Source organism: Exiguobacterium sp. R-39 (assembly GCF_049942815.1).
Lineage (GTDB): Bacteria > Bacillota > Bacilli > Exiguobacteriales > Exiguobacteriaceae > Exiguobacterium_A.
Window position 1 is genome coordinate 700,757 of sequence record NZ_CP187965.1, and the last position, 26,074, is coordinate 726,830.

28 protein-coding genes are annotated in these 26,074 nt (G+C 44.8%); 12 read left to right on the forward strand and 16 right to left on the reverse strand.

Annotated features, from left to right (window positions below; genetic code table 11):
- The first annotated feature begins 9 nt into the window (after window positions 1-9).
- Genes glgD through ACP26N_RS03685 form a run of 3 tightly spaced genes read left to right on the forward strand, consistent with a single transcriptional unit; the run spans window position 10 to window position 5,031 of the window.
- Window positions 10-1,110: a glucose-1-phosphate adenylyltransferase subunit GlgD gene (gene glgD / locus ACP26N_RS03675; RefSeq protein WP_131973269.1), complete on the forward strand. Its 1,101-nt coding sequence runs from the start codon at window positions 10-12 to the stop codon at window positions 1,108-1,110.
- Window positions 1,111-1,124: 14 nt separating this feature from the next.
- Window positions 1,125-2,576 carry a glycogen synthase GlgA gene (glgA, locus tag ACP26N_RS03680; RefSeq protein ID WP_188005196.1) on the forward strand — a complete coding sequence of 484 codons (1,452 nt, stop codon included), beginning with the start codon at window positions 1,125-1,127 and terminating at the stop codon, window positions 2,574-2,576.
- A 28-nt stretch (window positions 2,577-2,604) separates the two neighbouring features.
- Window positions 2,605-5,031, forward strand: coding sequence for a glycogen/starch/alpha-glucan phosphorylase (locus tag ACP26N_RS03685; protein WP_114596520.1), 2,427 nt, complete (start codon window positions 2,605-2,607; stop codon window positions 5,029-5,031).
- Between the two features lie 34 nt (window positions 5,032-5,065).
- Here the strand turns inward: ACP26N_RS03685 and ACP26N_RS03690 are convergent, their stop codons facing one another.
- Window positions 5,066-5,881, reverse strand: coding sequence for a sulfurtransferase (locus ACP26N_RS03690; RefSeq protein WP_251138686.1), 816 nt, complete (start codon window positions 5,879-5,881; stop codon window positions 5,066-5,068).
- A 105-nt stretch (window positions 5,882-5,986) separates the two neighbouring features.
- Between ACP26N_RS03690 and ACP26N_RS03695 the strand changes: the two genes are divergently transcribed.
- The gene (locus tag ACP26N_RS03695) at window positions 5,987-7,723 is read left to right on the forward strand and encodes a phospho-sugar mutase (protein WP_426354810.1); all 1,737 of its coding nucleotides are present in this window, start codon (window positions 5,987-5,989) and stop codon (window positions 7,721-7,723) included.
- A gap of 141 nt (window positions 7,724-7,864) precedes the next feature.
- A complete protein-coding gene (locus ACP26N_RS03700; protein ID WP_165871667.1) occupies window positions 7,865-8,761 on the forward strand; it encodes an aldo/keto reductase in 897 nt (298 codons plus the stop codon).
- A 77-nt stretch (window positions 8,762-8,838) separates the two neighbouring features.
- Here ACP26N_RS03700 and ACP26N_RS03705 read toward each other — a convergent pair whose 3' ends face one another.
- The 5 genes from ACP26N_RS03705 to ACP26N_RS03725 form a co-directional block, all read right to left on the reverse strand.
- Window positions 8,839-9,027: a hypothetical protein gene (locus tag ACP26N_RS03705; RefSeq protein WP_012369580.1), complete on the reverse strand. Its 189-nt coding sequence runs from the start codon at window positions 9,025-9,027 to the stop codon at window positions 8,839-8,841.
- A 141-nt stretch (window positions 9,028-9,168) separates the two neighbouring features.
- On the reverse strand, window positions 9,169-9,816 hold the full coding sequence (locus tag ACP26N_RS03710; RefSeq protein WP_114596516.1) for an amino acid ABC transporter permease: 648 nt from the start codon (window positions 9,814-9,816) through the stop codon (window positions 9,169-9,171).
- A complete protein-coding gene (locus ACP26N_RS03715; protein ID WP_131973266.1) occupies window positions 9,816-10,577 on the reverse strand; it encodes a transporter substrate-binding domain-containing protein in 762 nt (253 codons plus the stop codon). The genes ACP26N_RS03710 and ACP26N_RS03715 overlap by 1 nt, the downstream gene beginning before the upstream one ends.
- Window positions 10,578-10,740: 163 nt before the next feature.
- Entirely contained in the window at window positions 10,741-11,847 is a 1,107-nt protein-coding gene (locus ACP26N_RS03720) for an ABC transporter ATP-binding protein (RefSeq protein WP_026829104.1), read from the reverse strand.
- A 122-nt stretch (window positions 11,848-11,969) separates the two neighbouring features.
- Window positions 11,970-12,803 (reverse strand): PucR family transcriptional regulator, encoded by an 834-nt coding sequence (locus ACP26N_RS03725; protein WP_426354813.1) that lies wholly within the window; start codon window positions 12,801-12,803, stop codon window positions 11,970-11,972.
- Window positions 12,804-12,873: 70 nt separating this feature from the next.
- Here ACP26N_RS03725 and ACP26N_RS03730 point away from each other — a divergent pair, with 70 nt between their 5' ends.
- A complete protein-coding gene (locus tag ACP26N_RS03730) occupies window positions 12,874-14,010 on the forward strand; it encodes a DUF445 family protein (protein WP_131503857.1) in 1,137 nt (378 codons plus the stop codon).
- 20 nt (window positions 14,011-14,030) lie between these two features.
- Window positions 14,031-14,408, forward strand: coding sequence for a YlbF family regulator (locus ACP26N_RS03735; RefSeq protein ID WP_012369586.1), 378 nt, complete (start codon window positions 14,031-14,033; stop codon window positions 14,406-14,408).
- Between the two features lie 46 nt (window positions 14,409-14,454).
- On the opposite strand, the gene ACP26N_RS03740 is transcribed toward ACP26N_RS03735, so the two are convergent.
- The 3 genes from ACP26N_RS03740 to ACP26N_RS03750 all read right to left on the reverse strand — a co-directional run bounded on the left by ACP26N_RS03740 (window position 14,455) and on the right by ACP26N_RS03750 (window position 16,791).
- The gene (locus ACP26N_RS03740; RefSeq protein ID WP_131503858.1) at window positions 14,455-14,673 is read right to left on the reverse strand and encodes a YhzD family protein; all 219 of its coding nucleotides are present in this window, start codon (window positions 14,671-14,673) and stop codon (window positions 14,455-14,457) included.
- A 57-nt stretch (window positions 14,674-14,730) separates the two neighbouring features.
- Window positions 14,731-15,810 (reverse strand): DNA polymerase IV, encoded by a 1,080-nt coding sequence (gene dinB / locus ACP26N_RS03745; protein ID WP_251135825.1) that lies wholly within the window; start codon window positions 15,808-15,810, stop codon window positions 14,731-14,733.
- A 69-nt stretch (window positions 15,811-15,879) separates the two neighbouring features.
- A complete protein-coding gene (locus ACP26N_RS03750) occupies window positions 15,880-16,791 on the reverse strand; it encodes a magnesium transporter CorA family protein (RefSeq protein WP_131503860.1) in 912 nt (303 codons plus the stop codon).
- Between the two features lie 111 nt (window positions 16,792-16,902).
- Here ACP26N_RS03750 and ACP26N_RS03755 point away from each other — a divergent pair, with 111 nt between their 5' ends.
- Both ACP26N_RS03755 and namA read left to right on the forward strand, forming a co-directional pair.
- The gene (locus ACP26N_RS03755; RefSeq protein ID WP_131503861.1) at window positions 16,903-17,823 is read left to right on the forward strand and encodes an HD domain-containing protein; all 921 of its coding nucleotides are present in this window, start codon (window positions 16,903-16,905) and stop codon (window positions 17,821-17,823) included.
- 56 nt (window positions 17,824-17,879) lie between these two features.
- Entirely contained in the window at window positions 17,880-18,902 is a 1,023-nt protein-coding gene (namA, locus tag ACP26N_RS03760) for an NADPH dehydrogenase NamA (protein WP_131973264.1), read from the forward strand.
- Between the two features lie 62 nt (window positions 18,903-18,964).
- Here the strand turns inward: namA and ACP26N_RS03765 are convergent, their stop codons facing one another.
- The 4 genes from ACP26N_RS03765 to ACP26N_RS03780 all read right to left on the reverse strand — a co-directional run bounded on the left by ACP26N_RS03765 (window position 18,965) and on the right by ACP26N_RS03780 (window position 21,693).
- Window positions 18,965-19,879: a peptidylprolyl isomerase gene (locus ACP26N_RS03765; protein ID WP_131503863.1), complete on the reverse strand. Its 915-nt coding sequence runs from the start codon at window positions 19,877-19,879 to the stop codon at window positions 18,965-18,967.
- Between the two features lie 269 nt (window positions 19,880-20,148).
- Window positions 20,149-20,718, reverse strand: a complete 570-nt coding sequence (locus ACP26N_RS03770; RefSeq protein ID WP_012369593.1) for an HTH-type transcriptional regulator Hpr — start codon at window positions 20,716-20,718, stop codon at window positions 20,149-20,151.
- Between the two features lie 84 nt (window positions 20,719-20,802).
- Window positions 20,803-21,144 (reverse strand): hypothetical protein, encoded by a 342-nt coding sequence (locus ACP26N_RS03775; protein WP_131503864.1) that lies wholly within the window; start codon window positions 21,142-21,144, stop codon window positions 20,803-20,805.
- A 123-nt stretch (window positions 21,145-21,267) separates the two neighbouring features.
- The gene (locus tag ACP26N_RS03780) at window positions 21,268-21,693 is read right to left on the reverse strand and encodes an HIT family protein (protein ID WP_131503865.1); all 426 of its coding nucleotides are present in this window, start codon (window positions 21,691-21,693) and stop codon (window positions 21,268-21,270) included.
- 129 nt (window positions 21,694-21,822) lie between these two features.
- On the opposite strand from ACP26N_RS03780, the gene ACP26N_RS03785 reads away from it, so the two are divergent.
- Window positions 21,823-22,893, forward strand: coding sequence for a TcaA second domain-containing protein (locus ACP26N_RS03785; RefSeq protein WP_131973263.1), 1,071 nt, complete (start codon window positions 21,823-21,825; stop codon window positions 22,891-22,893).
- 74 nt (window positions 22,894-22,967) lie between these two features.
- Here ACP26N_RS03785 and ACP26N_RS03790 read toward each other — a convergent pair whose 3' ends face one another.
- The 3 genes from ACP26N_RS03790 to ACP26N_RS03800 are packed head-to-tail and all read right to left on the reverse strand — an operon-like array spanning window position 22,968 to window position 23,807.
- Window positions 22,968-23,219 (reverse strand): GlsB/YeaQ/YmgE family stress response membrane protein, encoded by a 252-nt coding sequence (locus ACP26N_RS03790; RefSeq protein WP_012369597.1) that lies wholly within the window; start codon window positions 23,217-23,219, stop codon window positions 22,968-22,970.
- 33 nt (window positions 23,220-23,252) lie between these two features.
- Window positions 23,253-23,504 carry a GlsB/YeaQ/YmgE family stress response membrane protein gene (locus tag ACP26N_RS03795; protein ID WP_012369598.1) on the reverse strand — a complete coding sequence of 84 codons (252 nt, stop codon included), beginning with the start codon at window positions 23,502-23,504 and terminating at the stop codon, window positions 23,253-23,255.
- 51 nt (window positions 23,505-23,555) lie between these two features.
- Window positions 23,556-23,807 carry a GlsB/YeaQ/YmgE family stress response membrane protein gene (locus ACP26N_RS03800; protein ID WP_026829092.1) on the reverse strand — a complete coding sequence of 84 codons (252 nt, stop codon included), beginning with the start codon at window positions 23,805-23,807 and terminating at the stop codon, window positions 23,556-23,558.
- 332 nt (window positions 23,808-24,139) lie between these two features.
- On the opposite strand from ACP26N_RS03800, the gene ACP26N_RS03805 reads away from it, so the two are divergent.
- Together ACP26N_RS03805 and ACP26N_RS03810 are read left to right on the forward strand one after the other, a co-directional pair.
- Window positions 24,140-24,880: an ABC transporter ATP-binding protein gene (locus tag ACP26N_RS03805; RefSeq protein ID WP_114596501.1), complete on the forward strand. Its 741-nt coding sequence runs from the start codon at window positions 24,140-24,142 to the stop codon at window positions 24,878-24,880.
- Window positions 24,877-26,016 carry an ABC transporter permease gene (locus ACP26N_RS03810; RefSeq protein ID WP_131503867.1) on the forward strand — a complete coding sequence of 380 codons (1,140 nt, stop codon included), beginning with the start codon at window positions 24,877-24,879 and terminating at the stop codon, window positions 26,014-26,016. Before ACP26N_RS03805 ends, ACP26N_RS03810 begins: the two co-directional genes overlap by 4 nt.
- Window positions 26,017-26,074: the final 58 nt, after the last annotated feature.

Genomic DNA, 26,074 nt, shown 5'->3' on the forward strand with positions numbered 1-26,074 from the left:
GAAGTACCGATGAAAACAGATTTACTAGGAGTCATCAATCTGAGCGGTGAAGAAGGATTCTTTAAAGAATTGACGGAACACCGCAACTTGGCTGCCGTACCATTCGCAGGTCGTTATCGACTCATCGATTTCACATTAACAAACATGGTTCAAAATGAGATTGCGAATATCGGTGTCTTTACACTTGAAAAATACCGGGCCATGATGGATCATCTTGGATCCGGCAAAGAGTGGGACTTGGACCGGTCAAACGGCGGATTATACATCTTCCCGCCGGCTTTATCACAAGATGCCCATGAATTCCGTGGTGATTTATCAAACTTCCATTTACACCGCGACTTCTTTTTACGCAGTAAAGAGAACTACGTCGTGATTACAGGATCAAATATTTTATCCGCTGTTGATTATCGCGATGTGCTGCGTGAACATAAATCATCCAATGCCGATATTACGGTCGTTTATACGAAGCGTGATTTGCCGTGTAACTATTGCCGTCCGATTCGTTTTAGTGAACAGAACCGTGTGACGGCAATCGGTTCACGCGGGTATGAACCATCGGATGAGACGTTCTACATGGAAACAGTTGTCCTGTCAAAAAACTTGTTCGTCCGTCTCGTTGACGAAGCAATCGGTCGCGGGGAATATGATTTGCTTCAAAGCATCATTCGTTCTCAATTAAACCGACTTCATGTCCATGGTTATGAATACACAGGTACATCACAAGTGATTCATTCCCTTCGTTCGTACTACCGTGAAAGCATGCTGTTACTCGAACAGTGGGGAGCAATCAACGACTTCCAACACGTTTACACGAAAATCAAACACGAACCACCGACACGTTACTTACCGGGATCTACAATCAAGAATTCACTTGTTGCGAACGGATGTAAGCTAGAGGGAACGGCAACGGACAGCATCCTCTTCCGTGGTGTCAAAGTCGGAAAACATGCGCGTATTAAAAACTCGATCATCATGCAAAAATCAGTCATCGAAGAAGGCGCAGTCGTTGAATACGCGATCCTTGACAAAGAGGTAACAGTGAAACGCGGACAAGTCATCCGTGGAACGGCTGAAGAACCGATTGTCATCAAGAAACAAACAATCGTTTAAAAGGGGATGTCATTATGAAGGTATGGTTTGCTGCCACAGAAGCGACACCATTCATCAAGACAGGGGGGCTAGCTGACGTCGTCGGCTCGCTCCCTTTAGCGCTTGCTGAAGAGGGTGCGGAAGTTTCGGTCATTTTACCGAACTACGGTCAAATTAAAGAACAATACAAACAAGAGATGGAATTTTTATTTGATTTCATCGTCCCGGTCGGATGGCGTCAACAATTTGGAGCAGTCTTGCGTCTAAAACAAGACGGTGTGACGTTTTATTTCATCGACAATGAATACTACTTCAAGCGCGATGGTGTAATTTATGGTCATTATGACGATGCGGAGCGTTTTGCGTACTTCTCAAGAGCGGTCCTTGAAATGATTCAACGTGTCGATGCAGAGGAAGTACCGGATGTCATCCATTGTCATGATTGGCAAACCGGCGTCTTACCGGCTTTCTTACGGATTCATTATCAGCATCTCAACCGTTATCAGGAAATCAAAACGGTCTTTACCATCCATAACCTGCAATATCAAGGTGTCTTCCCGGAAGAAGTACTGGGTGATCTGCTTGGTCTTAGTCACGAACACTTCACTGCAGACGGAATCGCCCATAACGGTCTCGTCAACTATATGAAGGCTGGTCTTGTCCATGCCAATCAAATTACTACTGTCAGCCCGTCTTACCGTGATGAAATCATGGATCCCTACTACGGGGAAACACTGGAACCGGTCTTACAACACCGTGCCGTCGACGTCCGAGGAATTTTGAACGGAATTGATTACAGACAGTTCAGTCCGGATACGGATGAACATCTGGTAGAAAACTATGATGTGAAGACGGTTGAAGAAGGTAAAGCAGTGAACAAGGCAGCCTTACAACAGGAACTTGGCTTACCGGTCAATCCGGATGTGCCGTTATTTGGCTTTGTCTCACGTCTTGTCGATCAAAAGGGAATCGATTTACTCGCCCATATCCTGCCTGATCTGTTCGAACTCGATGCACAGTTCATCATTCTTGGTTCGGGAGAAGCGGAGTATGAAGGGTTGTTCCAGCATGCGTCAACGATTCGTCCGGACAAGGTAGCTTCCTACATCGGTTTTGATGTCGGACTCGCCCAACGGATTTATGCCGGCAGTGACGCCTTCTTGATGCCGTCACGTTTCGAACCGTGTGGCCTTAGTCAATTGATCTCGATGAAGTACGGTTCGTTGCCGATTGTTCGGGAAACCGGTGGCTTGCGTGACACTGTCCAACCATTTAATCAGTTCACTTTAGAGGGAAATGGCTTCTCGTTCTCGAATTATAATGCGCAAGAGTTCCTGGATGCAATTAAACGGACGATTGAGACGTATCATGATAAACCTGTATTCAAACATCTGATCGAAACAGCGATGCAAGAAGACTTTAGCTGGATTCGCTCCGCTGATGAATATTTGGCGCTCTATCGTTTAATCGCACCGTCTGTTGACTGAAGGGGATTACGGGAAATGGGGTTTTTAGATGTTCCAAGACAAAGAGAAGTTCAAGAAGAGGTTTAATGAGCGGTTTATTTCCATGCATGGTAAAGCATTGGATGATGCAACAGAAAATGACGTTTATCAAACGTTAGCCTATATGGTACGGGAATACGTCACAACGGATTGGATGCGGACGAAAGAAGCTTACATCCATAAAAAAAGTAAACAAGTCTATTATTTTTCACTTGAATTTTTACTTGGTCGATTCCTCTACAATAACTTGTTGAGTCTCGATGTGTTAGAAGAGGTACGAAGCGGTCTTTCAGAACTCGGCTATGATTTGGCTGATTTGACGGAAGAAGAACCGGAACCGGGTCTTGGGAATGGAGGACTCGGTCGTTTAGCAGCCTGTTTCCTTGATTCACTCGCAGCACTCGGCTTACCGGGCCATGGAAACGGCATCCGCTATCAATATGGATTATTTAAGCAAAAAATCATCGACGGCTACCAAGTCGAACTTCCGGATAACTGGTTGAAGAACGGCAACATGTGGGAAATCCGTCGTTCCGACAAAGCGGTCGATATTCCGTTCGGAGGAAACGTGTGGTTGGAGGAAGTGGAAGGCGGCAAGTATCGTGTTCATCATGAACCGGCAGAAATCGTTCGTGCTGTTCCGTATGACATGCCGATCGTCGGTTATCAGAACGGCATCGTCAATAACTTACGTCTATGGAGTGCTGAATCACCGTATGACGACGATGAACTGTTAAGCCAACACCGCGGCAACTACAAAGACTTACTCAGTCACAAACAAGCCATTCAGACGATTTCTGAATTCTTATATCCGGATGATACGACATATGAAGGCAAAGTCTTACGTCTGAAGCAGCAGTATTTCTTCGTCTCGGCAGGACTCCGGAGTATCTTATTGTCACATAAAAAACGAAACACATCGCTGAAGCATTTAGGAAATCAAATTGCGATTCATATCAACGATACGCATCCGGTCGTTGCGATTCCTGAATTGATGCGGATTTTGATTGATGAAGAGGAATATTCTTGGGAGGAATCATGGCGGATTACGAAAAGTGTCATGTCCTTTACAAACCATACATTGCTTTCGGAAGCTTTGGAACGCTGGCCGGTTGATCTGTTCCGCAATCTATTGCCGCGCATTTATCTAATCGTCGAAGAAATCAACCGTCGATTCTGTAAGGATGTCCTTGATAATTATCCACATCTGGAAGCGAATATGCGTGAAATTGCCATTATTGCGGACGGGATGATCAACATGGCGAACTTAGCCGTCGTCGGTACCCACTCGACGAACGGTGTAGCCCAAATCCATACGGAAATCCTCAAGCAACGCGAAATGCGTTTGTTTTATGAGATGTTCCCGCTTCGCTTCAATAATAAAACGAACGGAATCACACATCGACGCTGGTTCCTGTTATCGAATCCGGCACTTGCAAATCGTGTAACGGAAGCAATCGGGGACAGTTGGATCAATCATCCGTCTGATTTACAAAAACTGACGAAATTCGCAGAGGATACCACGCTTCAACAGGATATCCAGGCAATCAAGTTGGCGAGTAAAAAAGAATTGGCAGAGTTGATTGAGAATGAGACGGGAATCGTTGTAGATCCACATTCGATTTTTGATGTGCAAGTCAAACGGCTTCATGCGTATAAACGACAATTACTTAACGCGCTTCATATTCATTCGTTGTACTACCGTCTAAAAGAAGATCAATCGTTCCAAATGACGCCACGGACCTTTATTTTTGGGGCAAAGGCGGCCCCGGGCTATCATTATGCCAAAGAAGTCATCCGTTATATCAATTCTTTAGCGAAACTGATTAACTCGGATCCGGATGTCAGCCCTTATATGAAAGTCGTATTCCTTGAGAATTATCGTGTCTCGCTTGCAGAAAAGATTTTCCCGGCAAGTGATGTCAGTGAACAAATTTCGACAGCGAGCTATGAGGCGTCAGGAACGGGAAACATGAAATTCATGATGAACGGCGCCTTGACGATCGGGACACTGGACGGTGCGAACATTGAGATTCGCGATGAGGTGGAAGATCCAAACATCTTCATTTTTGGACTGACCCCACAAGAAGTCATGAACTATAAAAAATATGGCGGCTACAGTGCGTACGATCAATACAGTGCACAACCTGAACTTCGTCGCGTAATCGACGGACTTGTGGACGGATCGCTTTTCCCGACAGGTGAGTTCCAGGCAATTTATGATTCACTGTTGACGTACAATGATGAATACTTGATTTTAAAAGATTTCTTATCGTACCAACAAGCACAGGAAAGAATCGGGCGTGCCTATCAGGACACTGAAAAATGGTACAAGATGGTCATCATGAATATCGGGAAATCGGGCGTCTTCTCGAGCGACCGGACCATTAAAGAATATGCCAATGCCATTTGGAACATCAAACCGGTACAAATCTAAAAAAAGTCCGATGGAAATCGGACTTTCGTGTACGTTATCGTGCGACTTCATCCGTTTGGCTGATCCAGTCGCTGTACGATCCTGCATAGAGCCGGACATCGGTTTTCCCTAAAGCGTGCAAGGCAAGGACATTGACGCAAGCGGTCACGCCGCTGCCGCAATAAAGAATTGGAGATTCCGCTTCGAGCAGATCAGCGTACAATTCCTTCAAATCTTCCGCATCTTTCAAGCGGCGGTCTGGTGAGATTGCCTTTTCGAAGAAGCAATTCACGGCCCCCGGAATGTGACCGGCGACGGGATCAATCGTTTCGTTTTGACCATGAAATCGATCCGGTGACCGGGAATCCACGAGATAGGTTTCTGCCGGACGATTTTTAACCTCTTCATATTGAATCAGCATGTCGTCTTTAAAGTCGGCTTGATAAGTTGATTTTTTTAAAACAGTTGATTCCGTACTCATGGGGAAGTCAAATGCGAGATAAGATGACAGTCCGCCTTCAAGGACGACGACACGTTCATGCCCGGCCCATTTAAAGAGCCACCAGGCACGTGCTGCGTAAGGGAAGCCATCATCATAAAGGACGATGAAATCATCGCGCTGGACCCCGAGTGACTCCAACGTGTGGATCCATTGCTCCTTTGAAGGCAGTGGATGGCGTCCGCCCGTTTCGGAACGTGGTCCTGATAAATCAGTAGATAAATCTAAATACTGTGCGCCCGCGACATGGCTTTCCCTAAACGCATCACGACCATAATCGGGTTGCTGCAAATCATAGCGACAATCAAACCAGCGAATCTGATCCGTATGGACAAGTTGTTGCAAGTCAGTCATTTGAATGGTTGGAAACATGAACATCACCTTGACCCTTTCTAAAGTAATCATATGAAAGGTACCGTTTTATCGCAAGTCGTAACAAATATCTCGTACAAACAAACTTAAAGGAGTGGACACTACATGTCATGGAAAGAGACGTATCAAAAATGGAATCAGTTCGCAGGATTAGAAACTGAACTAAAAGAAGAAATGACGGCGCTTGCGGCAGACGACAAAGCAGCCGAAGAAGCCTTTTACAAAGAGTTGGAATTCGGGACAGGCGGTATGCGTGGTGAGATCGGTGTCGGGACGAACCGGATGAATGTCTACACGGTGCGTAAAGCCTCACAAGGGTTTGCTGACTTTATCAAGGCAGAAGGAGCGGAAGCAGTCGGGCAGGGAATCGTCATCGCACATGACTCCCGTCATTACTCTCCGGAGTTTGCATTAGAAGCAGCGAAGACGCTTGCCAGTAACGGGATTAAAGCGTACTTGTTCGACGGACTCCGTCCAACACCTGAATTGTCATTTGCCGTGCGCGAACTCCGGGCAGCAGGCGGAATCGTCATTACGGCGAGTCACAATCCACCGGAATATAACGGCTACAAAGTCTACGGGAATGATGGTGGACAGTTGCCGCCAAAAGAAGCGGATGATCTTGTCTCTTACGTCGATCAAGTCGAGGACGAACTTTTAATCGAGCTTGAAGCGGAAGAAATCTTGCGCGCGAACGGATTGATTGTTCGTGTCGGAGAACAGCTGGATGACGCGTACCAGGAACAATTAAAAACAATTCGTGTGTTACCGACGATTCAGGACGAGTTGACAGCACCTTTAAAGATTGTCTTTACTCCGCTTCACGGGACAGGCCTTGTACCGGTCACGGTAGGATTAAAGAATTATGGTTTTGAGCATGTAACGGTCGTCGAAGAACAAGCGAAACCGGATGGCGCCTTCCCGACAGTATCTTCTCCGAATCCGGAAGAGCATGCGGCATTTAAGTTGGCTATCGAGTACGGAGATCGTGTCGATGCGGATGTGTTGCTTGCGACAGACCCGGATGCCGACCGTGTCGGTGTTGCGACACGTGATGCGGAAGGAGAATGGGTCGTCCTCACGGGAAACCAGACAGGTGCGTTACTGCTTGATTACATCTTGTCTCAAAAAGCGGTACAAGGCACATTACCGAAAAATGGTTTTGTCGCGAAAACGATTGTCACATCGGAACTTGGTGCTTTGATTGCAAGACATTACGACTTGCATGTTGAGAATACGTTAACAGGATTTAAATTCATCGGTGAAAAAATCAAACAATACAATGAATCCGGAGAATATGAATATCTGTTTGGTTATGAAGAAAGTTATGGCTACCTGATTGGAGATTTCTGCCGTGACAAGGATGCCGTCCAGGCCTGCCTGCTTGCTGCTGAGATGACAGCGTATCACAAGAAAGAAGGACGGACGCTCTATGAGGCGTTACAAGCCATCTATGAACAGTTCGGTTACTTTGAAGAGTCACTTCGTTCATTGACACTAAAAGGGAAAGACGGTGTAGCACAAATCGGCCGGATCATGGATACATTCCGTGAGCATCCGCCAAAACAAGTGGCCGGTGAAAAAGTCGTCTTATTTGAAGACTATGATGCAAGCATTTCGCATGATTTGGTACAGCATACACCATCACCGATTAACCTTCCAAAATCAAATGTCTTGAAATTTACGTTAGAAGACGGTTCGTGGTTCTGCCTTCGCCCATCCGGGACTGAACCGAAAATTAAATTCTATTTCAGTGTGACATCACCCGATGCTGCAGAGACAACACGTAAACGTCAGATGATTGAAGATGAAGTCATGCAAGAAGTGGAACAGATTCAGTAAGGCCTGCGTTCCAATTAAAAACCGGTAAAGAGGAAACTCTTGCCGGTTTTTTTTATGAGAGGGCGTAACTCGTGCAACCGTTACCAATTTCATGTAAAGTGAACGATGAAGCATCATATAGAGATAGGGAGATGAGTAATGATGGAACGGATACAGTTAACAGAAGATCTTTCATTTTCAAGGGTCATACATGGTTTATGGCGATTAAACGAATGGGAAATGACTGCAGAGCAGCGTCTTGAACTGATTGAACAATGTTTGGCTCTCGGCATCACAACATTCGACCACGCCGACATCTACGGCGATTATACGAACGAAGGGTTGTTCGGTGAAGCACTGGCTCTCAAACCTGAACTCCGCGAACGGATGGAAATCGTCACAAAAACAGGAATCAAGATGAAGGGAAACTACTTCTCGGATCAAAAACTATCATTTTATGATACAACAAAAGAACATATCATTGAACACGCGACACGTTCATTAAAGGAACTGGGTGTCGACTACATTGATACGTTATTAATCCATCGTCCGGATCCATTGATGGATCCTAACGAAATTGCAGAAGCCTTCGTTGAGCTGAAAGAGTCAGGAAAAGTCCGGACGTTTGGTTTGTCAAACCATACACCGGCACAGCAAAGTCTGATTCAATCACGACTGCCGTTCATGCTCGTCACAAATCAGCTTGAACTGTCTGTTGCAGAACTGAAGCACTTCGAAGACGGTTCTGTTGATCTATGCCACGAAAATGAAATGCCGCTCATGGCGTGGAGTCCACTAGCTGGAGGGCGATTATTCAAAGATGAGCAGTTTGCGCCGCTTCGCGACAAGCTCGAGGAAATCGGACATGACATCGGTGCAGAAGCAATCGATGAAGTAGCCTATGCTTGGTTGCTCAAACATCCGGCACGGATCATGCCAATCGTCGGTTCTGGAAAAATTGACCGCATTGAATCAGCTGTTCGGGCGACCCGACTCGAACTGTCACGTGAACAGTGGTTTGAAATCTTAAAAGCTTCCCGTGGACGGGATGTCGATTGAAAAATAGCCTTCGGGCTATTTTTTTTACAAAAAAAGTCCCATCTCAAGGGGGAGTTGAGATGGGAGTATCTATAGGGTTATGCTTCGAGGCGAAGCATTTCCTGACGATATTTATCTAAACGTTCTTTGCTGGCTGTAACAGCTGCTTGATCATGGACCTGGATAGCATCGAAGAGCGTACTGAGCTCATAATCGATTTCGAGGCGTAGCACTGGAATCCGCTGCTCTGCATCTTGTCTACGGAAAGCTTCAATTACTTGTTTCATCTCGGCCACGCTCCTTTTAAAGTTATCAGATAATTCTGATTTTTATTAGTATACTTGATTATTCCCGTGTTGGCTAGTATTAAACCTGAAAAAGATTAAAAAAAACACTTGGAATGTGTAACGATTCCAAGTGTACTTATTCTATTCCGGAATACTGAATCGGGCTTCAAGACGATGTTGCACCGCTTGAATTAATGTCGACATGATCCAATAAATCGCAGCTGAGAACAGTAACAACGGCATGACGAGATAGGTTGTTGCTGAAATCTGATCCGATACATACGTCAGTTCTTCAACGGCTACAATTGTCCCGAGTGAAGTCGATTTGATAATATCAATAACCGAGTTCGACAGGGGAGGAATGGCACGTGAAAGAGCTTGTGGGAGGATAACATCCTTAAACGTCTTCCGGCGTGGAATTCCGAGTGAATCCGCAGCTTCCCATTGTCCGCGATCAACAGACGAAATCGCTGCCCGGAACGATTCCGAGATGTAGGCCGAGAAGTGAAGTGACAGGCCAAATGCTAGCGCTTGGAAGCCGGTCAGTTGAAGGACGACGAGACCATTGTATAAAATCAGAATTTGCAGTAACAGTGGCGTTCCTCGGAAAAATGAAACATACAATCTTGCGAAGCCGCTTAAGACGGCAAAACGACTATCCCGCATGACAGCAAGAATCAGACCAAGAAAAAGCGCAAAGACGATGGCAAATCCACTTGCAAGAAGTGTAGTGCCAATCGCCTTTCCGTAAACGTCCGCATTATCGCGGACGATTGTAAACAATTCCATCACTTACTGATGTCCTCGTTAAAGTATTTTTTCCCAAGATCTGCGAGTGTGCCGTCTTTTTGCATCTCTGCGAGTGCTTTGTTGAAGTCCTCTGCATACTTGCTGTTTTTCGCCATCATCAGACCTGATTCGTTTTTGTCAAACGTCTCACCGACGGCTTTTACTTTGTATCCTGCTTTTTTAAGCTCTGTCAGGACAAACAGACGGTCGTTCATCGCAGCGTCGACACGACCTGCTTCAAGGTCTTTTAAGACTTGGTTTGCACCTTTGTAGTACTTGACTTTCGCACCGGCTTTTTCCGCTGTTTTCGCGTAGAGTGAACCTTGTGTCGAACCGACTGTTTTTCCTTTTAAGTCGTCAAGCGTCTTGATGTCATTTGTTTTGTTGTTAACGATGATTGTTGAACCGGAAACTGTATAGGCATCAGAGAACGCATATTTTTCTTTCCGCTCATCTGTGATTCCCATTTGGTTTGCGATGACGTCGATCCGTTTTGAATCAAGTGCCGGGATCAATCCTTTAAAGTCCATCGCTTTGTACTCGACTTTATAGCCGGCACGTTTTGCGACTTCATTCATGACATCGATATCATAACCTGTCAGTTTGCCTTTTTCTTTATACGTAAATGGTGGGTATGTTGCTTCTGTTCCGACCGTTACGATTTTTTCGTCTTTGTTTGCTTCTTCGTTAGAAGCGCCGCACGCCGCTAACACCCCCGCTGTTGATAGTGCTGCTACTGCTAGCTTTAGTCCGTGTTTCATAGCGCTCTCTCCTTTTAATGAATAAATGATTTCAATTCCTAGTTTTCGAATAGGATTAATTTAAGACTACAAGCAGTATCATACAAAGTTACAGGAACGTCTGTCAATAAAAAAGACTGCCCACGAATGGACAGCCTGACTGCGGTTACTGAACTCTTAAAGATTAACGGATTGTTGCTTCTGTTGCTGCATCGAAGAAATGCGCTTTTGTCATGTCGAAGAAGAGGTCTAAATCTGAACCCATCTCGACGTGTGAACGCGAGTCGACACGTGCTGTGAACGCTTGGTTACCGACTTTTGAATAGAGGTAAGACTCGGCTCCCATGAGCTCAGATACTTCAATGTGTGCCGGGAAACGGTGAGCTGTCTGTGTATCTTGATAGATCAACTCAGCATGAATATCTTCCGGACGGATTCCGAGAACAAGATCTTTACTTGTGTAGCCACGTTCGCGGAGGACTTTCATCTTACCTTCAGGAACTTCAAATTTCTCTTCTGTACCTGTGACATGGAAGAGACCGTCTTCCGCGAGTTTACCTGTCAGGAAGTTCATTGACGGCGAACCGATGAAACCAGCAACGAACATGTTATCCGGGTGGTCGTATACTTCTTTTGGTGTTCCGACTTGTTGAATGAGTCCGGCTTTCATGATGACGATCCGAGTCGCAAGGGTCATCGCTTCCGTCTGATCGTGCGTCACATAAATCGTCGTCGTTTCAAGACGTTTGTGCAACTGGATGATTTCCTTACGCATCTGAACACGTAGTTTAGCATCCAAGTTCGAGAGCGGCTCATCCATCAGGAAGACTTTCGCATCACGGACGATGGCACGGCCGATTGCGACACGCTGACGTTGTCCACCAGAGAGGGCTTTCGGTTTACGCTCCAAATATTCTTCGAGTCCGAGAATACGTGCTGCATTGTCGACACGCTGTTTGATTTCGTCTTTCGGGAACTTCCGAAGTTTCAGACCAAATGCCATGTTGTCATATACGTTCATATGTGGATAAAGGGCATAGTTTTGGAAGACCATTGCGATATCGCGATCTTTAGGTGCTACATCATTCATTCGTTTTCCATCGATGACGAAATCTCCGCCTGAAATTTCTTCGAGACCGGCAATCATCCGTAATGTCGTCGATTTACCGCAACCTGATGGTCCGACGAAAACGATGAATTCTTTATCTTTAATATGAAGGTTAAAATCATCCACTGCTTTTGCTGTTCCTGAATAAACTTTATCAATATGCTCAAGACGAATATCTGCCATGTGTACATCCTCCTGTAAATTAAGTAATCGGTTACTATAACGCTTACAAGACTTAGTATAGGAGAACTGGTACGAAAATCATATGGACAACATGCCTGAATGTAAACGTTATCATTTGGTCACTATGCTACAAGAAGAAGCGTATAAAGAAACATCGCACCCTCGAACGACCGGATATCGATTTCCGTCTGTTCCGTGAGCCGGTCGAGCCGGTACTGAAGACTGTTTCGATGTAAAAAGAGATGTTTAGCCGTCAGTGAAACATTCAAGTTGGCGCGGCAAAAGGCATCAATCGTCTCGCGTGATTCGCGTTCGAGCGGTGTGATGAACCGTTCGATCAAGTCATCGCGGATATCTGTCGACAGTAACGTCAACCGCATCAGGGCAGGCAGGAACCGTTCAATGTGTAATAAGGGAAGTTCACGTAAAGCAGCCTGCTCTAACCGGAATTGAGCTGCCAGGTCTCCGGATTGGCGTTGTTGGCCGATCAAGACCTTGCCGTCCATCAGAAAATCAGACTGGAGAGCTGTAAAAAAATCATGTAAATCATTTTCTGTGACAGACTCTTCCCGTTCAATGACGACAAGACGATTGGATGTTAACGGGATGATCCAACTCGACGGAGGAAAAAAAGAAGTCAGCAGTTGTTGCAAATCTTCGCCGGTCCGGACGTCAAGTTGTTCAAATAAGAAATGAATCATCCGAAACGGGTCTGCTTCTTCACTGTGCTGTTGTTCCAACCGATGACGCCACGTGACAATCTGATCGGAATCAGACGTAACGACCCGTTCTGCAATCAGGTCGAGTAAGTCGAGTTCACGAGGGGTAAGAATCATATTTTCAATCCCGAAACGAAGTCCATCGGCTAACTGATATACGGTATACTTATCGGTACAGTACACGGTAGGATCGGTGGAGAGATGATCCTTAAATAAGACGGTTAATTGATGTAACATACGAGGCGCCTCCCTAAAAAGTTCTACTAAGACTTTACCACAATACCAAAATCGGAAGGAACGAGGATCTATGCAAGTAGAAGTTGATTTGGTCATAAAGATGATTGGAATGATCATCATTGGAGCATTGATTGGAGCAATCACTAATCATCTTGCAATCCGGATGTTATTTCGTCCGCTTGAAGCAAAGTATATCGGCAAGTACCGCATTCCATTTACACCGGGTTTAATTCCAAAACGTCGTGACGAACTAGCGGCGAATCTCGGACGAACAGTCGTCAAACATTTATTGACTCCGGAAGGAATCAGCAAGCGGCTTCAGCAACCGGTCGTATATGAAGCCATTACCCGGATGATTCAGCAGGAGTTACAGAAGTGGACGCGCTCGACGAAAACGATTCGCGAAATTGCTGAACGATTTGTCACGAATCCGGAAGGTAAGTTACAACATCAAATGGAACAGCGGATTGATCAGGAACTAGCAACGATGGCTGTTTCGATTAAAACAGCACGTTTAACAGAAGTCATCGGGGATGGCGGAACGACAAAAATCAAGGCAGCGGTTCCCGGGATTGTTGAAGCATTACTTCACCAGACCGAACAGTACTTTGACAGTCCTGCCGGAAGAATGAAACTGGAAGAAACAGTCGCTCAGTTCATTCAAAGTAAATTAGGCGGAGGCATGTTCGGGATGTTGCTGGCTAATGTCAATCTCGTGGAAATGATTCAACCGGAACTCAAACGGGTAATACAAGGAAAGTCGACACACCAGTTCATCAGTGAAATGGTCGAACAAGAAATCAGTGTGTTACTAGAGCGGCCGGTTGAAGAACTGCTTGGAGCGGAGACGGAACGACAAATCATCGAGCGGATGAAATCAGAGATCTTAACGCGTATTCCATTGACGAAATTATGGGATACGCAATTATATCAACTACTGCAACCGCTTGAAGCCCGGATCAGTCAAGAAATGGTTCCGATGCTTTCTAAACAAGTGGTAGTCCGTCTAGTCGAACAAGTCGAACGAATCATGGCGACACTTGATCTCGAAACGATTGTTCGGGAGGAAGTCGATTTACTCGATACCGCGTATCTGGAAGAAATCGTCTTGTCGATTTCAAGAAGAGAATTCCGGGCTATCACTTGGCTTGGAGGACTATTAGGTGGTTTAATTGGAATGATACAAGCGATACTTCTTATCGTTTAACAAAATTGGAGGGTTCAAAGATGTCTGAAACAAACTTATACGATCATGCTTACACGCTAGAACGTGCACTACGCGAAACATCAGAATACACGACACTGAAGGATTTGTACGCGCAAGTCAATGCGGATCCAATGTCAAATGAGCTATTCGCTTCATTCCGCAACGTGCAACTTGAGTTACAACAAAAACAAATGCAAGGTGAAGAAATCACACCTGAGGATATGGCATCGGCACAAGCGAAGATGCTGGAAGTCCAAAACAATCCATTGATTGGTCAACTGATGCAGGAAGAACAACGTATGCACACGATGTTGACGGAAGTGACACAGATTATCATGAAGCCACTCGAAGAACTATACGCACCGATGATGGAACAAAATCAAGACGACGTTCAGTAACATCATGAGAAAGCCTCGCTTCCGTTTCATCGGAACGAGGCTTTTTTTATAATGTTTTTTCCGTTGGAACCAGGCGTGGGAGGTAAGCCCGTTCAAAATGAATCAGTTGTCCGGCGCGGGTCACACGTGCCCCGCGGTGCTCCAAGTCTGCTTCTTTCAGGCGGCGGATACCTTCTTGACGTGCCTCAGAATCGGAGGGAGCGTCAAAGGTATCATCCAGTAACGTTTGTCCTCGATCTGAAAATGCGGTAATCGTATAAAGCATGGCTGATTCCTCCTTATCCGAAATGACTAACTTAAGTGTAATGAATAGATATTCATTTTACAAGTAGGAATCAATGTCTTGCCACGTTAACTGTTTGGAGAGGGGTGGGGTTTCAAGATGACTGACGCTCATACCAATCAGGCGGATCGGACCTTTAAATTCAATTTCATTAAACAGTTTGGTCGTCACCCGGAGTAACGTTTCTTCATCAGCCGTTTCTTCTAAAAACGTATAACGTTTAGAACGCGACTGGAAATCTTCAGTCTTCCATTTAATCGTGACGGTCCGGCAGACCAGTTCTTTTTGGTTCAGTGTTTTGACGACGGACAGTGCTTCGCGTTTTAGCGTTTCGAAAATGGTATCGATATCTTCTGTATCTTCTTCGAAGGTACTTTCAGAGCCGATGGATTTCCGTTCCCGGTGCGGACGGACCATTCGCTCGTCTTGACCGTGCGCCATCGTATACAGTTCGGTTCCCCGGTCCCGACCGAGCAATCCCCGCAGTTCAGCTATCGGCGATTGTTGAATATCTGCGACCGTTTGGAAACCATGTTTCTGAAGTGTTTGCTCCGTGACTTTTCCGACTCCGTGTAAATCCCCGATCTTTAATCCGGATAAAAAAGGTAAAACATCATCCGGAGGCAACACGGTTAATCCGTTTGGCTTTTGATGGCCGGAAGCAATTTTAGCGACAAGCTTTGAGTTTGATACGCCGGCGGAAGCAGTCAAACCTGTCCGTCGTTTGATTTCAGCCAGGATGTACTGGGCAATATGCGTCGCACTTGTCATCTGCAGGTTGTTTTCTGTGACGTCCAGATAGGCCTCATCTAACGACAGCGGTTCGACAAGAGGTGTGATCTCAAGAAACAACTCCATGATTTGGGCACTGACCGCACGGTACACTTCAAAACGGGGACGCAGAAAAACGGCCCGCGGACAGAGCTGAAACGCTCGCCGTGACGGCATCGCACTGTGAATGCCGTATTTGCGTGCTTCATACGAACAGGTCGCAACGACACCCCGCGCATGAGGAGGACCACCGACGATGACAGGAACACCTTTTAAATGTGGTCGATCGCGCTGTTCGACAGAAGCATAAAACGCGTCCATGTCGACATGAATGATTTTTCGTCCCATCATCGTCTCCTCCTTTCTTTCAATCCGTTAATTCGTTACACTTAGTATAACGAACTTATGTTCTGTTATCTATTTTTTTAGTCGCGATTTTTTATTCGGCATCCGGACGAGCGCTCCTAACCAGCCGCGGCGTTTCATCCAATAAAAGATTCCGCCGGTCGTAAGGAAAATCAAAAAGAGGGCACTGGCATATCCGTATTTCCAGTCAAGTTCGGGCATGTTTTTAAAATTCATTCCCCAAATCGCACCGAGCGCCATCATCGGTGTGGCGACGGCTGTGAAAATCGTCAAAGCTTTCATGATTTCATTTCCTCTGAAGTTCGAAACGGTTGTCGACAGATCGAGCAATACTTCAATATCTTTTTGATAGTGTTCAATCAGCATCAACAGACGTTGCACCCGTTTTTCAGCCAGTTGGTAAGGTAAAGCCTCCGTATACGTATTTTGCCGAACGAAAGCTTCGGGACCTGCTAAAACAAGCTCACGGAACGGGACGACCAAGTCGGACCAGTTTTCGATGGTATCGCGTAAGCCAAAAATGCTATCAAGCGAATTTTCGTCGATGCTTCCCCGAAGCTCATCTTGTCTCAAAAACAGTTCGGTTTCAAAAGCATCGATTCCCGGGAAATAGGTATTCATTTGAAGTGATAACAGGGCATAAAAAGCTTCGAAGGGGGTCGTAGTCTCGAACGGTTCAATTAAGGAAACCGTATGTTCCGATAAGCCGATTGTAATCAGTTCCGTAGGTGAAAGATAATAACAGATGGAGCGGCGGTCACTTTTATCAGCCGGATTTTGCCAGGTTACGATGGAGCCGTACAATAAATCGAGTTCGACACGTGTAAAGTTCATATCTTTTGTCGAGAGTTGATTCAGCCAGTCCAACTTAAAGGCATCGGTTGGTGTTTCAGAATGAAAGTATTCTTCAAATTCAGCAAGTGTTAAAAAACGATGCCATGTAAAGAGTGAGTCGGATTCCATGTTTTGAGCTCCTATATAGTAGAATGGTAGAGTGACGTCTGACAGTCAGAGAACTATGTAACAGTTCCAAATCAAAATGAGTCTAGATAAATAAAAAGGATGTGTTGTGAAATGAAAGGTATCGGTCAGTTAGCAGTTGGAGAAATGCTCGATCAACGGGTCATGATCAAGCAGGCATTAAAAGGAATTGCTGCAAACGGAAAACCTTATCTGACATTGATTTTAGCAGATAAAACGGGAGAAATTGAAACAAAGATGTGGGATACGAGTGATCTTGAAAAATATGCACCGAAGTTTATCGTCCACGCGGCAGGTGAAGTGATGGATTACCGAGGACGAACACAATTGAAACTGAAGCAAATTACTGTCCTGGACGATACGAATGTGGAAGACTACATTCAATCGGCTCCTCTTCCGCGGGAACAGATTGAAACGGAAGTACTTGGCTTCATCGAATCGATGCAACATGCCGAGATGAAGAAGCTGGTCAAGCATCTGGTCATCAAGGACTTCGATGCGTATTTCACACATCCAGCCGCAGTCAAAAACCACCATGCATTTTATTCCGGTTTATCGTATCATGTCCTGTCGATGCTAAAACTGGCTGACCAAATTGCCCGTCTTTATCCTACGTTAAATCGTGATTTGTTGATTGCAGGTGTCGTCCTGCATGACTACGCAAAAATCAAGGAGCTGTCTGATCCTGTGACACCGGAATACACGCTTCCCGGAAAGCTTGTCGGACATATCTCATTAATGGTCGCAGAACTGGAAAAAGTCGGGGCGGAGTTACACATCGATGCAGAAGTATTGACGGTCTTACAACATTTAGTCCTGAGTCACCATGGCCGTCCGGAGTGGGGATCGGCTGTCGCACCACAGATGCGTGAAGCCGAAGTATTATTTTTGATTGATAATCTGGATGCGCGAATGACGATGATGGACCGTTTGCTTGAGTATGTCGAGCCCGGACAATTTTCTGAACGGTCATTTGCGTTAGATAATCGATCGTTTTATCGTCCCAAGCTATGAAGAGATGACTTGAAGTGATTCAAAAGAATTTGAAATTGATCAGAGGAGTGAACTTCATGAAAACCAAACTGTTCGAAGCAATCCAAATCGGGGGACTGTCCTTCCGGAATCGTGTCATCATGGCACCAATGTGTATGTATAGTGCGAAAGACGATGGCCTTGTAACCGATTGGCATGTCACACACTATGCCTCACGTGCTGTTGGGGGCGTTGGAGGTGTCATCTTAGAGGCAACGGCTGTCACACCGGACGGACGAATCTCAGCAGGTGATCTAGGTGTTTGGTCGGATGAACATATCGACGGACTTCGTCGCATTGCAGATCAAGTGAAAGCGGCGGGGGCAAAAGCAGGCATTCAGCTGGCGCACGCCGGGCGGAAAAGTACGACGGCTAAACCGCCTGTCGCACCATCAGCAATCGGATTTGATGATTCATACGACCATCCGCATGAACTGACTGTGGAGGAAATCGATGTCATCAAACAACAATTCGTCGAGGCGGCACTTCGTGTCGAACAAGCGGGTTATGATTTCATCGAATTACATGGAGCGCACGGCTATTTGATTAATACATTCTTATCCCCGTTGTCGAATAAACGCCAAGATCAATACGGTGGATCAATGGAAAATCGGATGCGCTTTTTGCTTGAAATCATTGATGAAGTTCAAGCAAAAACCAACTTGTCATTATGGGTCCGGATTTCAGCAGCAGACCATGCAACAGGCGGGATGACGGCGACGGATTATATTCCGTTAGCCGAGGAACTGTTAAAACGAAAGATCGATTTGCTCGATTGCAGTTCTGGAGCGGTTGTTGCCAATGCAGTTCCGGATGTGTATCCCGGCTATCAAGTGCCGTATGCAGCTGAAATCAAACAAGCCACTGGAATCAAGACAGGAGCCGTCGGTCTGATTACGACGGCGACGCTTGCAGAAGAAATCATTCGCAGTGAACGGGCGGATGTCATCCTGCTTGCCCGTGAACTTTTGCGTCAACCGTACTGGGTCTACCATGCGGCAGCAGAACTCAAAGACGAGGTCAGTTTACCGAAACAATATGAACGGGCTCCGATTCGTTAATAGGAATAAAAGCATAACCAAAAAATCCCTGCCTTCCATGATGGAAGCAGGGATTTTTACGCTTATTGTTGTTGCTGTTGCATCTGTTGTTGCATTTGTTGTTGTTCTTGCTTATCGAGGTCAAACGCATCCTTGAAGTCTTTGTTCTCGATTTTAACGTCGTACTTCTTCATCAATGAACGGTAGATGTCGTTTGGATTGACTTGAGCTGCTTTTTCTTCAGCTAATGCCTTTTTGATTCGATCGGATTCTTTTTCGAGCGTAAAGTCTTTTTTCTCTTTACGGTCTGTTACTTTAATGATGTGATATCCGAATTGTGTTTTGATCGGGTCAGAAATTTTACCTTCAACGCCATCCTTGAACGCATAATTTTCGAATTCCTCGACCATTTTACCTTTTGTGAAGTATCCAAGATCTCCACCTTTTGTTGCGCTACCAGTATCCGTTGATTTAGCTTTAGCGATTTTAGCAAAATCGCCGCCTTCATCAAGTTGTTTCTTGATTGCTTTTGCATCTGCTTCTTTTTCAACAAGAATGTGGCTCGCTTTTACTTCCACTTTTTCCTGATTGAAACGCTCTTCGATTTCTTTATCCGTAACTTTTGATTTTGCTGATTTTGCTTCTGTTAAGAGCATTTGTGTCCGAAGCACTTTTTCGAATTCTTTTTCGCTTTTAATACCGGCTGTTTGAAGTGTCGTATTGAACTGTTCTTTATCTGGGAACTGATCTTTTGTTTTCTTGACTTCAGCTTCTACTTCTTTATCTGTTACTTTTTTACCGTATTCTTTTTCAAGCAGTTTGTTCATCGTTTGTTGGAAAGCAATTTGTGCACCTGCTTTTTGGTACGCCTCGTCTTGGACGTCCGCTTTATTGACTTCTCCACCTTTGTAGTTGATGACAGCTTCGTCATTTGAACCACATGCTGCTAATGTGAATACACTTGCCACTGCTGCTACACTTAAAAGTTTCTTTTTCATACATACACCCCTAATTTACCATTTATTTCAACCGTTCTATCATATCATATCTTCGTTATCTTGACAGCTTTCCGCAAAATCGAAAGTGATTTGCTCTTACACCATGCTATCACATCAAGTACAGGAGGGGAGGACTATTTTTGTGGGAAATTGTGAGGCATCGCAACGTTTTGAGACAGAACGGTAAAGGGAACGTTACTTTCAAAAGACAGAAAAAACGTCCTAGGCCTCAAGGCTTAGAACGTTAACTCGAAGAATTCATGCAAAGGTCATGCTTTTTTGATCGAGTCGATCACCGGGTCTTGTGGACGCCGGTCTGCTTCTTCTGTAATCATTTTTGATGTCTCGGCAAAAATGTCCATGAAGCTGTCGCCGTAAAGACGGCGAACGATTGCTGATATGTCTGTCAGCTCTGGGAATTTACCGTAAAGTTCCTGGAGTGGTAACGAAGCACGGAAAACACCGTTCTCTTCTGGGCGGAATGCTTGAATCGTCTCAAGTAACAGACTTTCGCCTTCCGGGGTCAGTTGGACGTAGGTATTTCGTTTATCCGTCTCCTTTTTTGAAAACGTCAAAAGTCCACGGTCTTCTAATTTTTTAGAGAAGTTGAATGCAGTCGAGACGTGCATCACACCGTATTTGGCGATTTCAGAAATCGAGGCACCACCCAGTGCATGGGAAATCCATAAAATATGGTGTTCATTAATATTTAAATCAAAGGGTTTGATCCAATTTTGCCAATCTTTTTCTACCGTTTTCCATAGTGCTTTGCTCAATTGGACAATTTTATGACTGTATAACAGTGCTTCTTGTCCAGGATATAATTTTTCGTGTTCCATATCTGACTCATCCTTTCGAAAGGTGACAATGGCTCAAACGCGCAAAATGCAAACTATACAAAAACAAATCGAAGCAGCGGACCGTTATTGTTGGGGAGTAAGATGATCGACGTCTTGTTTTGCCTCATCAGCAAATTTCTGAAGACGTGCGAGTGATTCTTGAACCTCTGACTGATACTGGGAGACATCTCTTGTAACTTCCTCTTTAAAAGTCGTACCAGAAAGTTTGGCTGTCTCTATTAGATTCTTTCCCTCTTGCGTCAAATCCTGCACGTTCGTTACGATTGTAGAATAAGAATTTCGACGTTGTTTACCATTCGAAGAGTCACTTTTAGTACCTTGGCGAAGCGCCTTCAAACCGTAAAAAGTCACAAGCGACAGCGTAGCACCAAAAGCGACCCAGTTACGATGGGGACGCTTCGACATAGTTTTACCTCCTTTTGATATTAAAATATTTGTTTCGTATTATTTTACCGAAAATTCGATATTAGAAACCTATTTCGGCAATATTTCTAAAATGAGTCAGTAATTGAACGGTTTTGGGTACCGTCAGAGACGATTTTTAATGGATTCGGCGATTGTTGCCAATTCTTCAGCCGTATACTCTTCATTGTGCACTTCCCATTTCGCACCAAAGCCATCGTGTTTGTCGTGGCGCGGAATGAGATGGAGATGGAAGTGAGAAACAGATTGTCCGGCAACTTTCCCGGTGTTCGATAAAAGGTTCATTCCGGCAGCGCCTGTTTCCTGTTGTAAAGCACGACTGATTTCCGGAATGGTTGCAAAAACAGCCTGTGCACTTTCTGCGGATAAATCGTAGACGTTATCAGCGTGCTGTTTTGGAATGACAAGCGTATGACCTTTCGTTACTTGTGATAAATCGAGAAAAGCCAAAACTTCTTCATTTTCAAAAACTTTATGGCTTGGGATCTCATGGTTGGCAATCTTACAGAAAATACAGTTTTCTTTTTGCAATGGACTCACTCCTTCAGATGGATATAGCTTCAGTATACTCGACTGAATCGGTCTTGCGGGCAATTGACAAGGATATGAAGGGTTTCTAAACTAAAGGAAATCCTAAAAAAGAAGGTAGGGGAAACGAAGATGCCGTCTCGCATCACTGTATATGAAAAAAAGAAAAGACGAAATCAGCGAATCGGACTCATCGTGGGAATTATTGTACTCGCTGGTCTGATTGCTTGGATTGGATGGAGTCAAATCAAACCGGCTGCCGAACGGCAACAGACAGATCAAGTGTTTCAAAAAACGGTACAGGAACAAGACCGGGAAACGTTTCAACAATTAGTGTATCTCAACAACAAACCGTTAAAGCTTGCGGAAACAAATCAGCTCATGAAATGGTTTAAGGCAGACCCGGAACGGCTTGAACGAACTGTAGCCGAAATTAAATCTGATCAAAACAATTATCCGAAAGAAACAAAACGAACTAAGCAACAAGATTTATTTTCATTGAAAAAACAGCCGGGACGATTTTGGTTCGACACGTACACTTTGCATTTGAATAAACAGACATTGGAAGTGAAGGTTGATACGGAAACGGCGTCCATTTCAATCGATGATGCGCCAGCAGGTAATGCGGATCAAGAGGCTCCCTTAACCATTAAACGTTTTCCGGGCGAGTATGAGGTGTCAGCCCGCGTGGAAGCGAACGGAAAGACGGGACAGGCGACTGAGACCGTTCAAATAGGAGATCAGAGAACGACAACGGTTGTCTTTAAACTGGCACAACAGATTGCACCGGATAAGAAGGAACAATACGGTGTCGATATCGAGAAGCTGCTCGAAGCGGAAGTGAAGGCAAGAACCGGTAAGACGGTCGAACAGATGACGGATTATATCGGCCGAAGCCAATCCGAAGTAGAAAAATCATTTGGCCCTCCGACAAACCAGATGGCCAACAAAACGATATATGACGGATTTGAAATGGTGTATGAGAATCATGAAGTCAAAAGTATCTTAATTGATTTGAATAAAACAACGTCTGAGCTCGAAGCAGTCGCCGGCAAGCCGGAATCTAAATCGACGGAATCAGTCGGGACGGTCTGGAAATACCCATCAAGCTTTTTTGACGATTTGTTAGGGTGGTTGAATATCAAGTCAGAAAAACGTGTCATTGAACGATCAGGTAAAATGTGGCTGGAGTTACGTAACTAAAAAAAATCCGCAGATCAAACAAAAAAACCACTAGAGACATGACGTCTTTAGTGGTTTTTTTGCAGTAAATCAGATTATCGTTTGTTGACCGCACGAAGGATGAACGAAACGATTAAGATTAAGATAATTGCACCAAGGATAGCTGGTACGATTGCGAAACCGGCAACTGACGGTCCCCAACTTCCGAAAAGAGCTTGTCCGATCATTGAACCGACAAAACCTGCGATGATGTTACCGATAACTCCACCTGGTACATCTTTACCGAGAATAAGACTTGCTAACCAACCAATAATACCACCAACGATTAAAGCCCATAAGAATCCCATTTAAAACACTCCTTTTAGTTTTAGTAGTTTAAATTATTTACGACGTACTGAACGGAGAATCAACGATACGATGAAGATTAAGATGATTGCACCAAGAATAGCTGGAATGATTGCAAATCCGCCGATAGTAGGTCCCATTGAACCGAAAATAGCTTGTCCGATCATTGAACCAACAAAACCTGCGATAATGTTACCAATGATGCCGCCCGGTACATCTTTACCAATAATTAGACTAGCGATCCAACCGATTAATCCACCGACGATTAAAGCCCATAAGAATCCCATTTAAAAACACTCCTTCAATAAAATTTACATACTAATCATTATTTCAATAAATCATTTACGACGTACTGAACGAAGAATCAATGACACGATGAAGATTAAGATGATAGCACCTAAGATAGCTGGAATAATAGCGAAACCAGCGATATCTGGTCCCATTGTACCGAAGATTGCTTGACCGATCATTGCTCCGACAAAACCAGCAACGATGTTACCGATGATACCACCTGGTACGTCTTTTCCGATGATTAGACTAGCTACCCAACCGATTAATCCACCGACGATTAAAGCCCATAAGAATCCCATTTGGAACCCTCCTTTTCTTACTTTAGATTTACCTGTTTTCAGGCAGTTGTAAACACATTGAAAGATAAAAGCATTTAAAATAATCATTTCAACCAGCGAGGTAAAAACGTTAAAAATAAAATGGCTAGACGATTATACCAGTTACCTCTTAGAGAAACTCGTATTTAAAATGCTACTTTCAATTTTTGTAAGTCGTTTTCATATATTGATGTAACGATTACACTTAGAGTAATTACCGTAAAAAGATGTATTCAAACCTTTTCTTAATAAAAAAATGACTCAAACTAGAAAAGTGAGATTGAATTGTCTAGGATGGTTAATGAAGGGAGTCGATGAGAGTGTTGTTAAAAATAAATGAGTTATCAGGAGGATATGGAGCAAAAAAAGTCCTCCATGATATCAATATATCGGTAAACCAAGGAGAACTGGTCGGCTTAATCGGTCTGAACGGTGCCGGAAAATCAACGACGATTAAACATATCCTCGGTTTGTTGCCGGTCAAGTCAGGAGAAATCTTGATCAACGGTGTCAGTTTAGAACAGGATGAACAAACATACCGGAAACAAGTCGCCTACATTCCAGAGCAACCGATGTTGTATGAACAATTGACTTTACGTGAACATTTGCGCTTGATGGCGCAAGGATATGCAGTTGAGGAAAAAAAAGCTCAGGAACGAATCGATCATTATGCAACCCGGCTTCGAATGACTAAACAGTTAGAGTGGTTTCCGAGTGTTTTTTCCAAAGGGATGAAACAAAAAGCAATGATTCTCTGCGCTTTGGTGACGGGCAGTGAGTTGTTGATCGTCGATGAACCGTTCGTCGGACTGGATCCGCTCGCCATTCGTGAATTGTTAACGATTTTCAGTGAATTAAAAGCAGATGGGAAAGGAATCCTGATGTCGACGCATATCCTGGAGACGGCAGAACGTCATTGCAATCGGTTCATCTTACTGCATGAAGGGCGAATCGCTGCAGAAGGAACAACCGGAGAACTTCGAGACCGGTACGATTTGAAGGACGGCTCCCTTGATGATATCTATGTCGCGGCCATCGAGGAGGCCGAACGATGACAAGTTCCGTTTTATGGAGTACACGATACCAGGCTGCTATGGCGGAAATGACAAAATATACCCGGTATATGGCGAACGGCGGGTTGCTGTTTACCGTCTATTTCGTCGTCTTGTACGGCCTTGTCGTGTACGGACGATTTTTAGATCAACTGGATCCGTCATTCCCCGGAAATCTGGTCATGGGAAGTCTGTTCATCTTCTTAGCCTTTTATCGCTCGACACGAACCTTTTTAACCGAAGCGGACCAAGTCTTTTTGCTTCCGAGTCTGCCACATCTTACCGGTTACATGAAGCGGGTTCGAACCTATAATGCTCTATTTGGCATGATCCGGGCAGTCATCCCGTTTCTCGCTGTCGCAGTCTTATACGTTCGGACAGAAGAAACTTCACCGATCGGATTGTTCAGTTTGTTTGCAGCCCTAAGCATGATTGGTGCCGCAGCTAACTTATCGAAACTCGAAGGGGTCGGTCATCGAATAGTCCTCTTATATGCAACCGGTGCCGGCGTTCTCGTCATGTTGGGAATGGGTTCATTCAGCATCGTGGTGACGAGTTTGTTATTGCTGACACTTCATTTGAAAAAACAGGATCAGTTACCGTTGATGGACTGGATTGCACTGGAACAGGAATCACGTGACCGTTTTTACCGCATCGCAAACTGGTTTGTCGATGTCCCACGATTGTCGACGACATATAAGCGCCGACGTCTCCTAAGTCTTTTGGTAGAAAAAATCGGGTTTGACCGTAACCGGACATTTGACTATCTGTACATGAAACAATTCATTCGAAGCACGGACGGGATCGGTTTGATTGTTCGTTTGACCTTAATCGGAGCCGTCTTTATGTGGCTTGGAAAAGACAATGAATGGTTAGTCGTTCTTGCTGTACCAGCCTTCAGCGGACTGACGAGCTTTCAATTGGCTCCGTTTACACGGGCGATCGACTCGCATCTGTTGACCCGCTTACTGCCGTTTGGAGATGCGACGGCTTCAAAACGGAAAGTTCTTCGGATTATGTCGTTTTTACAAGTGTTGATTTTGACATTGATCGGGTATCTGATCAGCGGTTTTCCGACCGTCGTCGCAGGTGCTGTTTTGGCACTCGTTGTTGCTGAATATTACGCCAGAAAAAAATAACTGTAGTATCAAAGAAAAAATCCCCCTCTGCCATTACGGCAAAGGGGGATTTGAGGAT

Bases quoted from the DNA above. Each gene is read 5' to 3' on its own strand.
- ACP26N_RS03755 (WP_131503861.1), top strand. From the start codon at position 16,903: ATGAAAGGTATCGGTCAGTTAGCAGTTGGAGAAATGCTCGATCAACGG.
- ACP26N_RS03705 (WP_012369580.1), bottom strand. From the start codon at position 9,027: ATGAAACAAGTAATTGAAGCTTTCCGTAGACAAGATGCAGAGCAGCGG.
- dinB (WP_251135825.1), bottom strand. From the start codon at position 15,810: ATGGGACGAAAAATCATTCATGTCGACATGGACGCGTTTTATGCTTCT.
- ACP26N_RS03790 (WP_012369597.1), bottom strand. From the start codon at position 23,219: ATGGGATTCTTATGGGCTTTAATCGTTGGTGGTATTATTGGTTGGTTA.
- ACP26N_RS03785 (WP_131973263.1), top strand. From the start codon at position 21,823: ATGCCGTCTCGCATCACTGTATATGAAAAAAAGAAAAGACGAAATCAG.
- ACP26N_RS03775 (WP_131503864.1), bottom strand. From the start codon at position 21,144: ATGTCGAAGCGTCCCCATCGTAACTGGGTCGCTTTTGGTGCTACGCTG.
- ACP26N_RS03690 (WP_251138686.1), bottom strand. From the start codon at position 5,881: ATGTTTCCAACCATTCAAATGACTGACTTGCAACAACTTGTCCATACG.
- ACP26N_RS03685 (WP_114596520.1), top strand. From the start codon at position 2,605: ATGTTCCAAGACAAAGAGAAGTTCAAGAAGAGGTTTAATGAGCGGTTT.
- ACP26N_RS03710 (WP_114596516.1), bottom strand. From the start codon at position 9,816: ATGGAATTGTTTACAATCGTCCGCGATAATGCGGACGTTTACGGAAAG.
- glgD (WP_131973269.1), top strand. From the start codon at position 10: ATGAAAACAGATTTACTAGGAGTCATCAATCTGAGCGGTGAAGAAGGA.
- ACP26N_RS03795 (WP_012369598.1), bottom strand. From the start codon at position 23,504: ATGGGATTCTTATGGGCTTTAATCGTCGGTGGATTAATCGGTTGGATC.
- ACP26N_RS03765 (WP_131503863.1), bottom strand. From the start codon at position 19,879: ATGAAAAAGAAACTTTTAAGTGTAGCAGCAGTGGCAAGTGTATTCACA.
- ACP26N_RS03805 (WP_114596501.1), top strand. From the start codon at position 24,140: ATGAGAGTGTTGTTAAAAATAAATGAGTTATCAGGAGGATATGGAGCA.
- ACP26N_RS03725 (WP_426354813.1), bottom strand. From the start codon at position 12,803: ATGTTACATCAATTAACCGTCTTATTTAAGGATCATCTCTCCACCGAT.
- ACP26N_RS03715 (WP_131973266.1), bottom strand. From the start codon at position 10,577: ATGAAACACGGACTAAAGCTAGCAGTAGCAGCACTATCAACAGCGGGG.
- ACP26N_RS03770 (WP_012369593.1), bottom strand. From the start codon at position 20,718: ATGGAACACGAAAAATTATATCCTGGACAAGAAGCACTGTTATACAGT.
- ACP26N_RS03750 (WP_131503860.1), bottom strand. From the start codon at position 16,791: ATGGAATCCGACTCACTCTTTACATGGCATCGTTTTTTAACACTTGCT.
- ACP26N_RS03740 (WP_131503858.1), bottom strand. From the start codon at position 14,673: ATGCTTTATACGATTACCGCATTTTCAGATCGAGGACAAACGTTACTG.
- ACP26N_RS03700 (WP_165871667.1), top strand. From the start codon at position 7,865: ATGGAACGGATACAGTTAACAGAAGATCTTTCATTTTCAAGGGTCATA.
- ACP26N_RS03720 (WP_026829104.1), bottom strand. From the start codon at position 11,847: ATGGCAGATATTCGTCTTGAGCATATTGATAAAGTTTATTCAGGAACA.
- ACP26N_RS03800 (WP_026829092.1), bottom strand. From the start codon at position 23,807: ATGGGATTCTTATGGGCTTTAATCGTCGGTGGATTAATCGGTTGGGTA.
- ACP26N_RS03735 (WP_012369586.1), top strand. From the start codon at position 14,031: ATGTCTGAAACAAACTTATACGATCATGCTTACACGCTAGAACGTGCA.
- ACP26N_RS03730 (WP_131503857.1), top strand. From the start codon at position 12,874: ATGCAAGTAGAAGTTGATTTGGTCATAAAGATGATTGGAATGATCATC.
- ACP26N_RS03810 (WP_131503867.1), top strand. From the start codon at position 24,877: ATGACAAGTTCCGTTTTATGGAGTACACGATACCAGGCTGCTATGGCG.
- glgA (WP_188005196.1), top strand. From the start codon at position 1,125: ATGAAGGTATGGTTTGCTGCCACAGAAGCGACACCATTCATCAAGACA.
- namA (WP_131973264.1), top strand. From the start codon at position 17,880: ATGAAAACCAAACTGTTCGAAGCAATCCAAATCGGGGGACTGTCCTTC.
- ACP26N_RS03695 (WP_426354810.1), top strand. From the start codon at position 5,987: ATGTCATGGAAAGAGACGTATCAAAAATGGAATCAGTTCGCAGGATTA.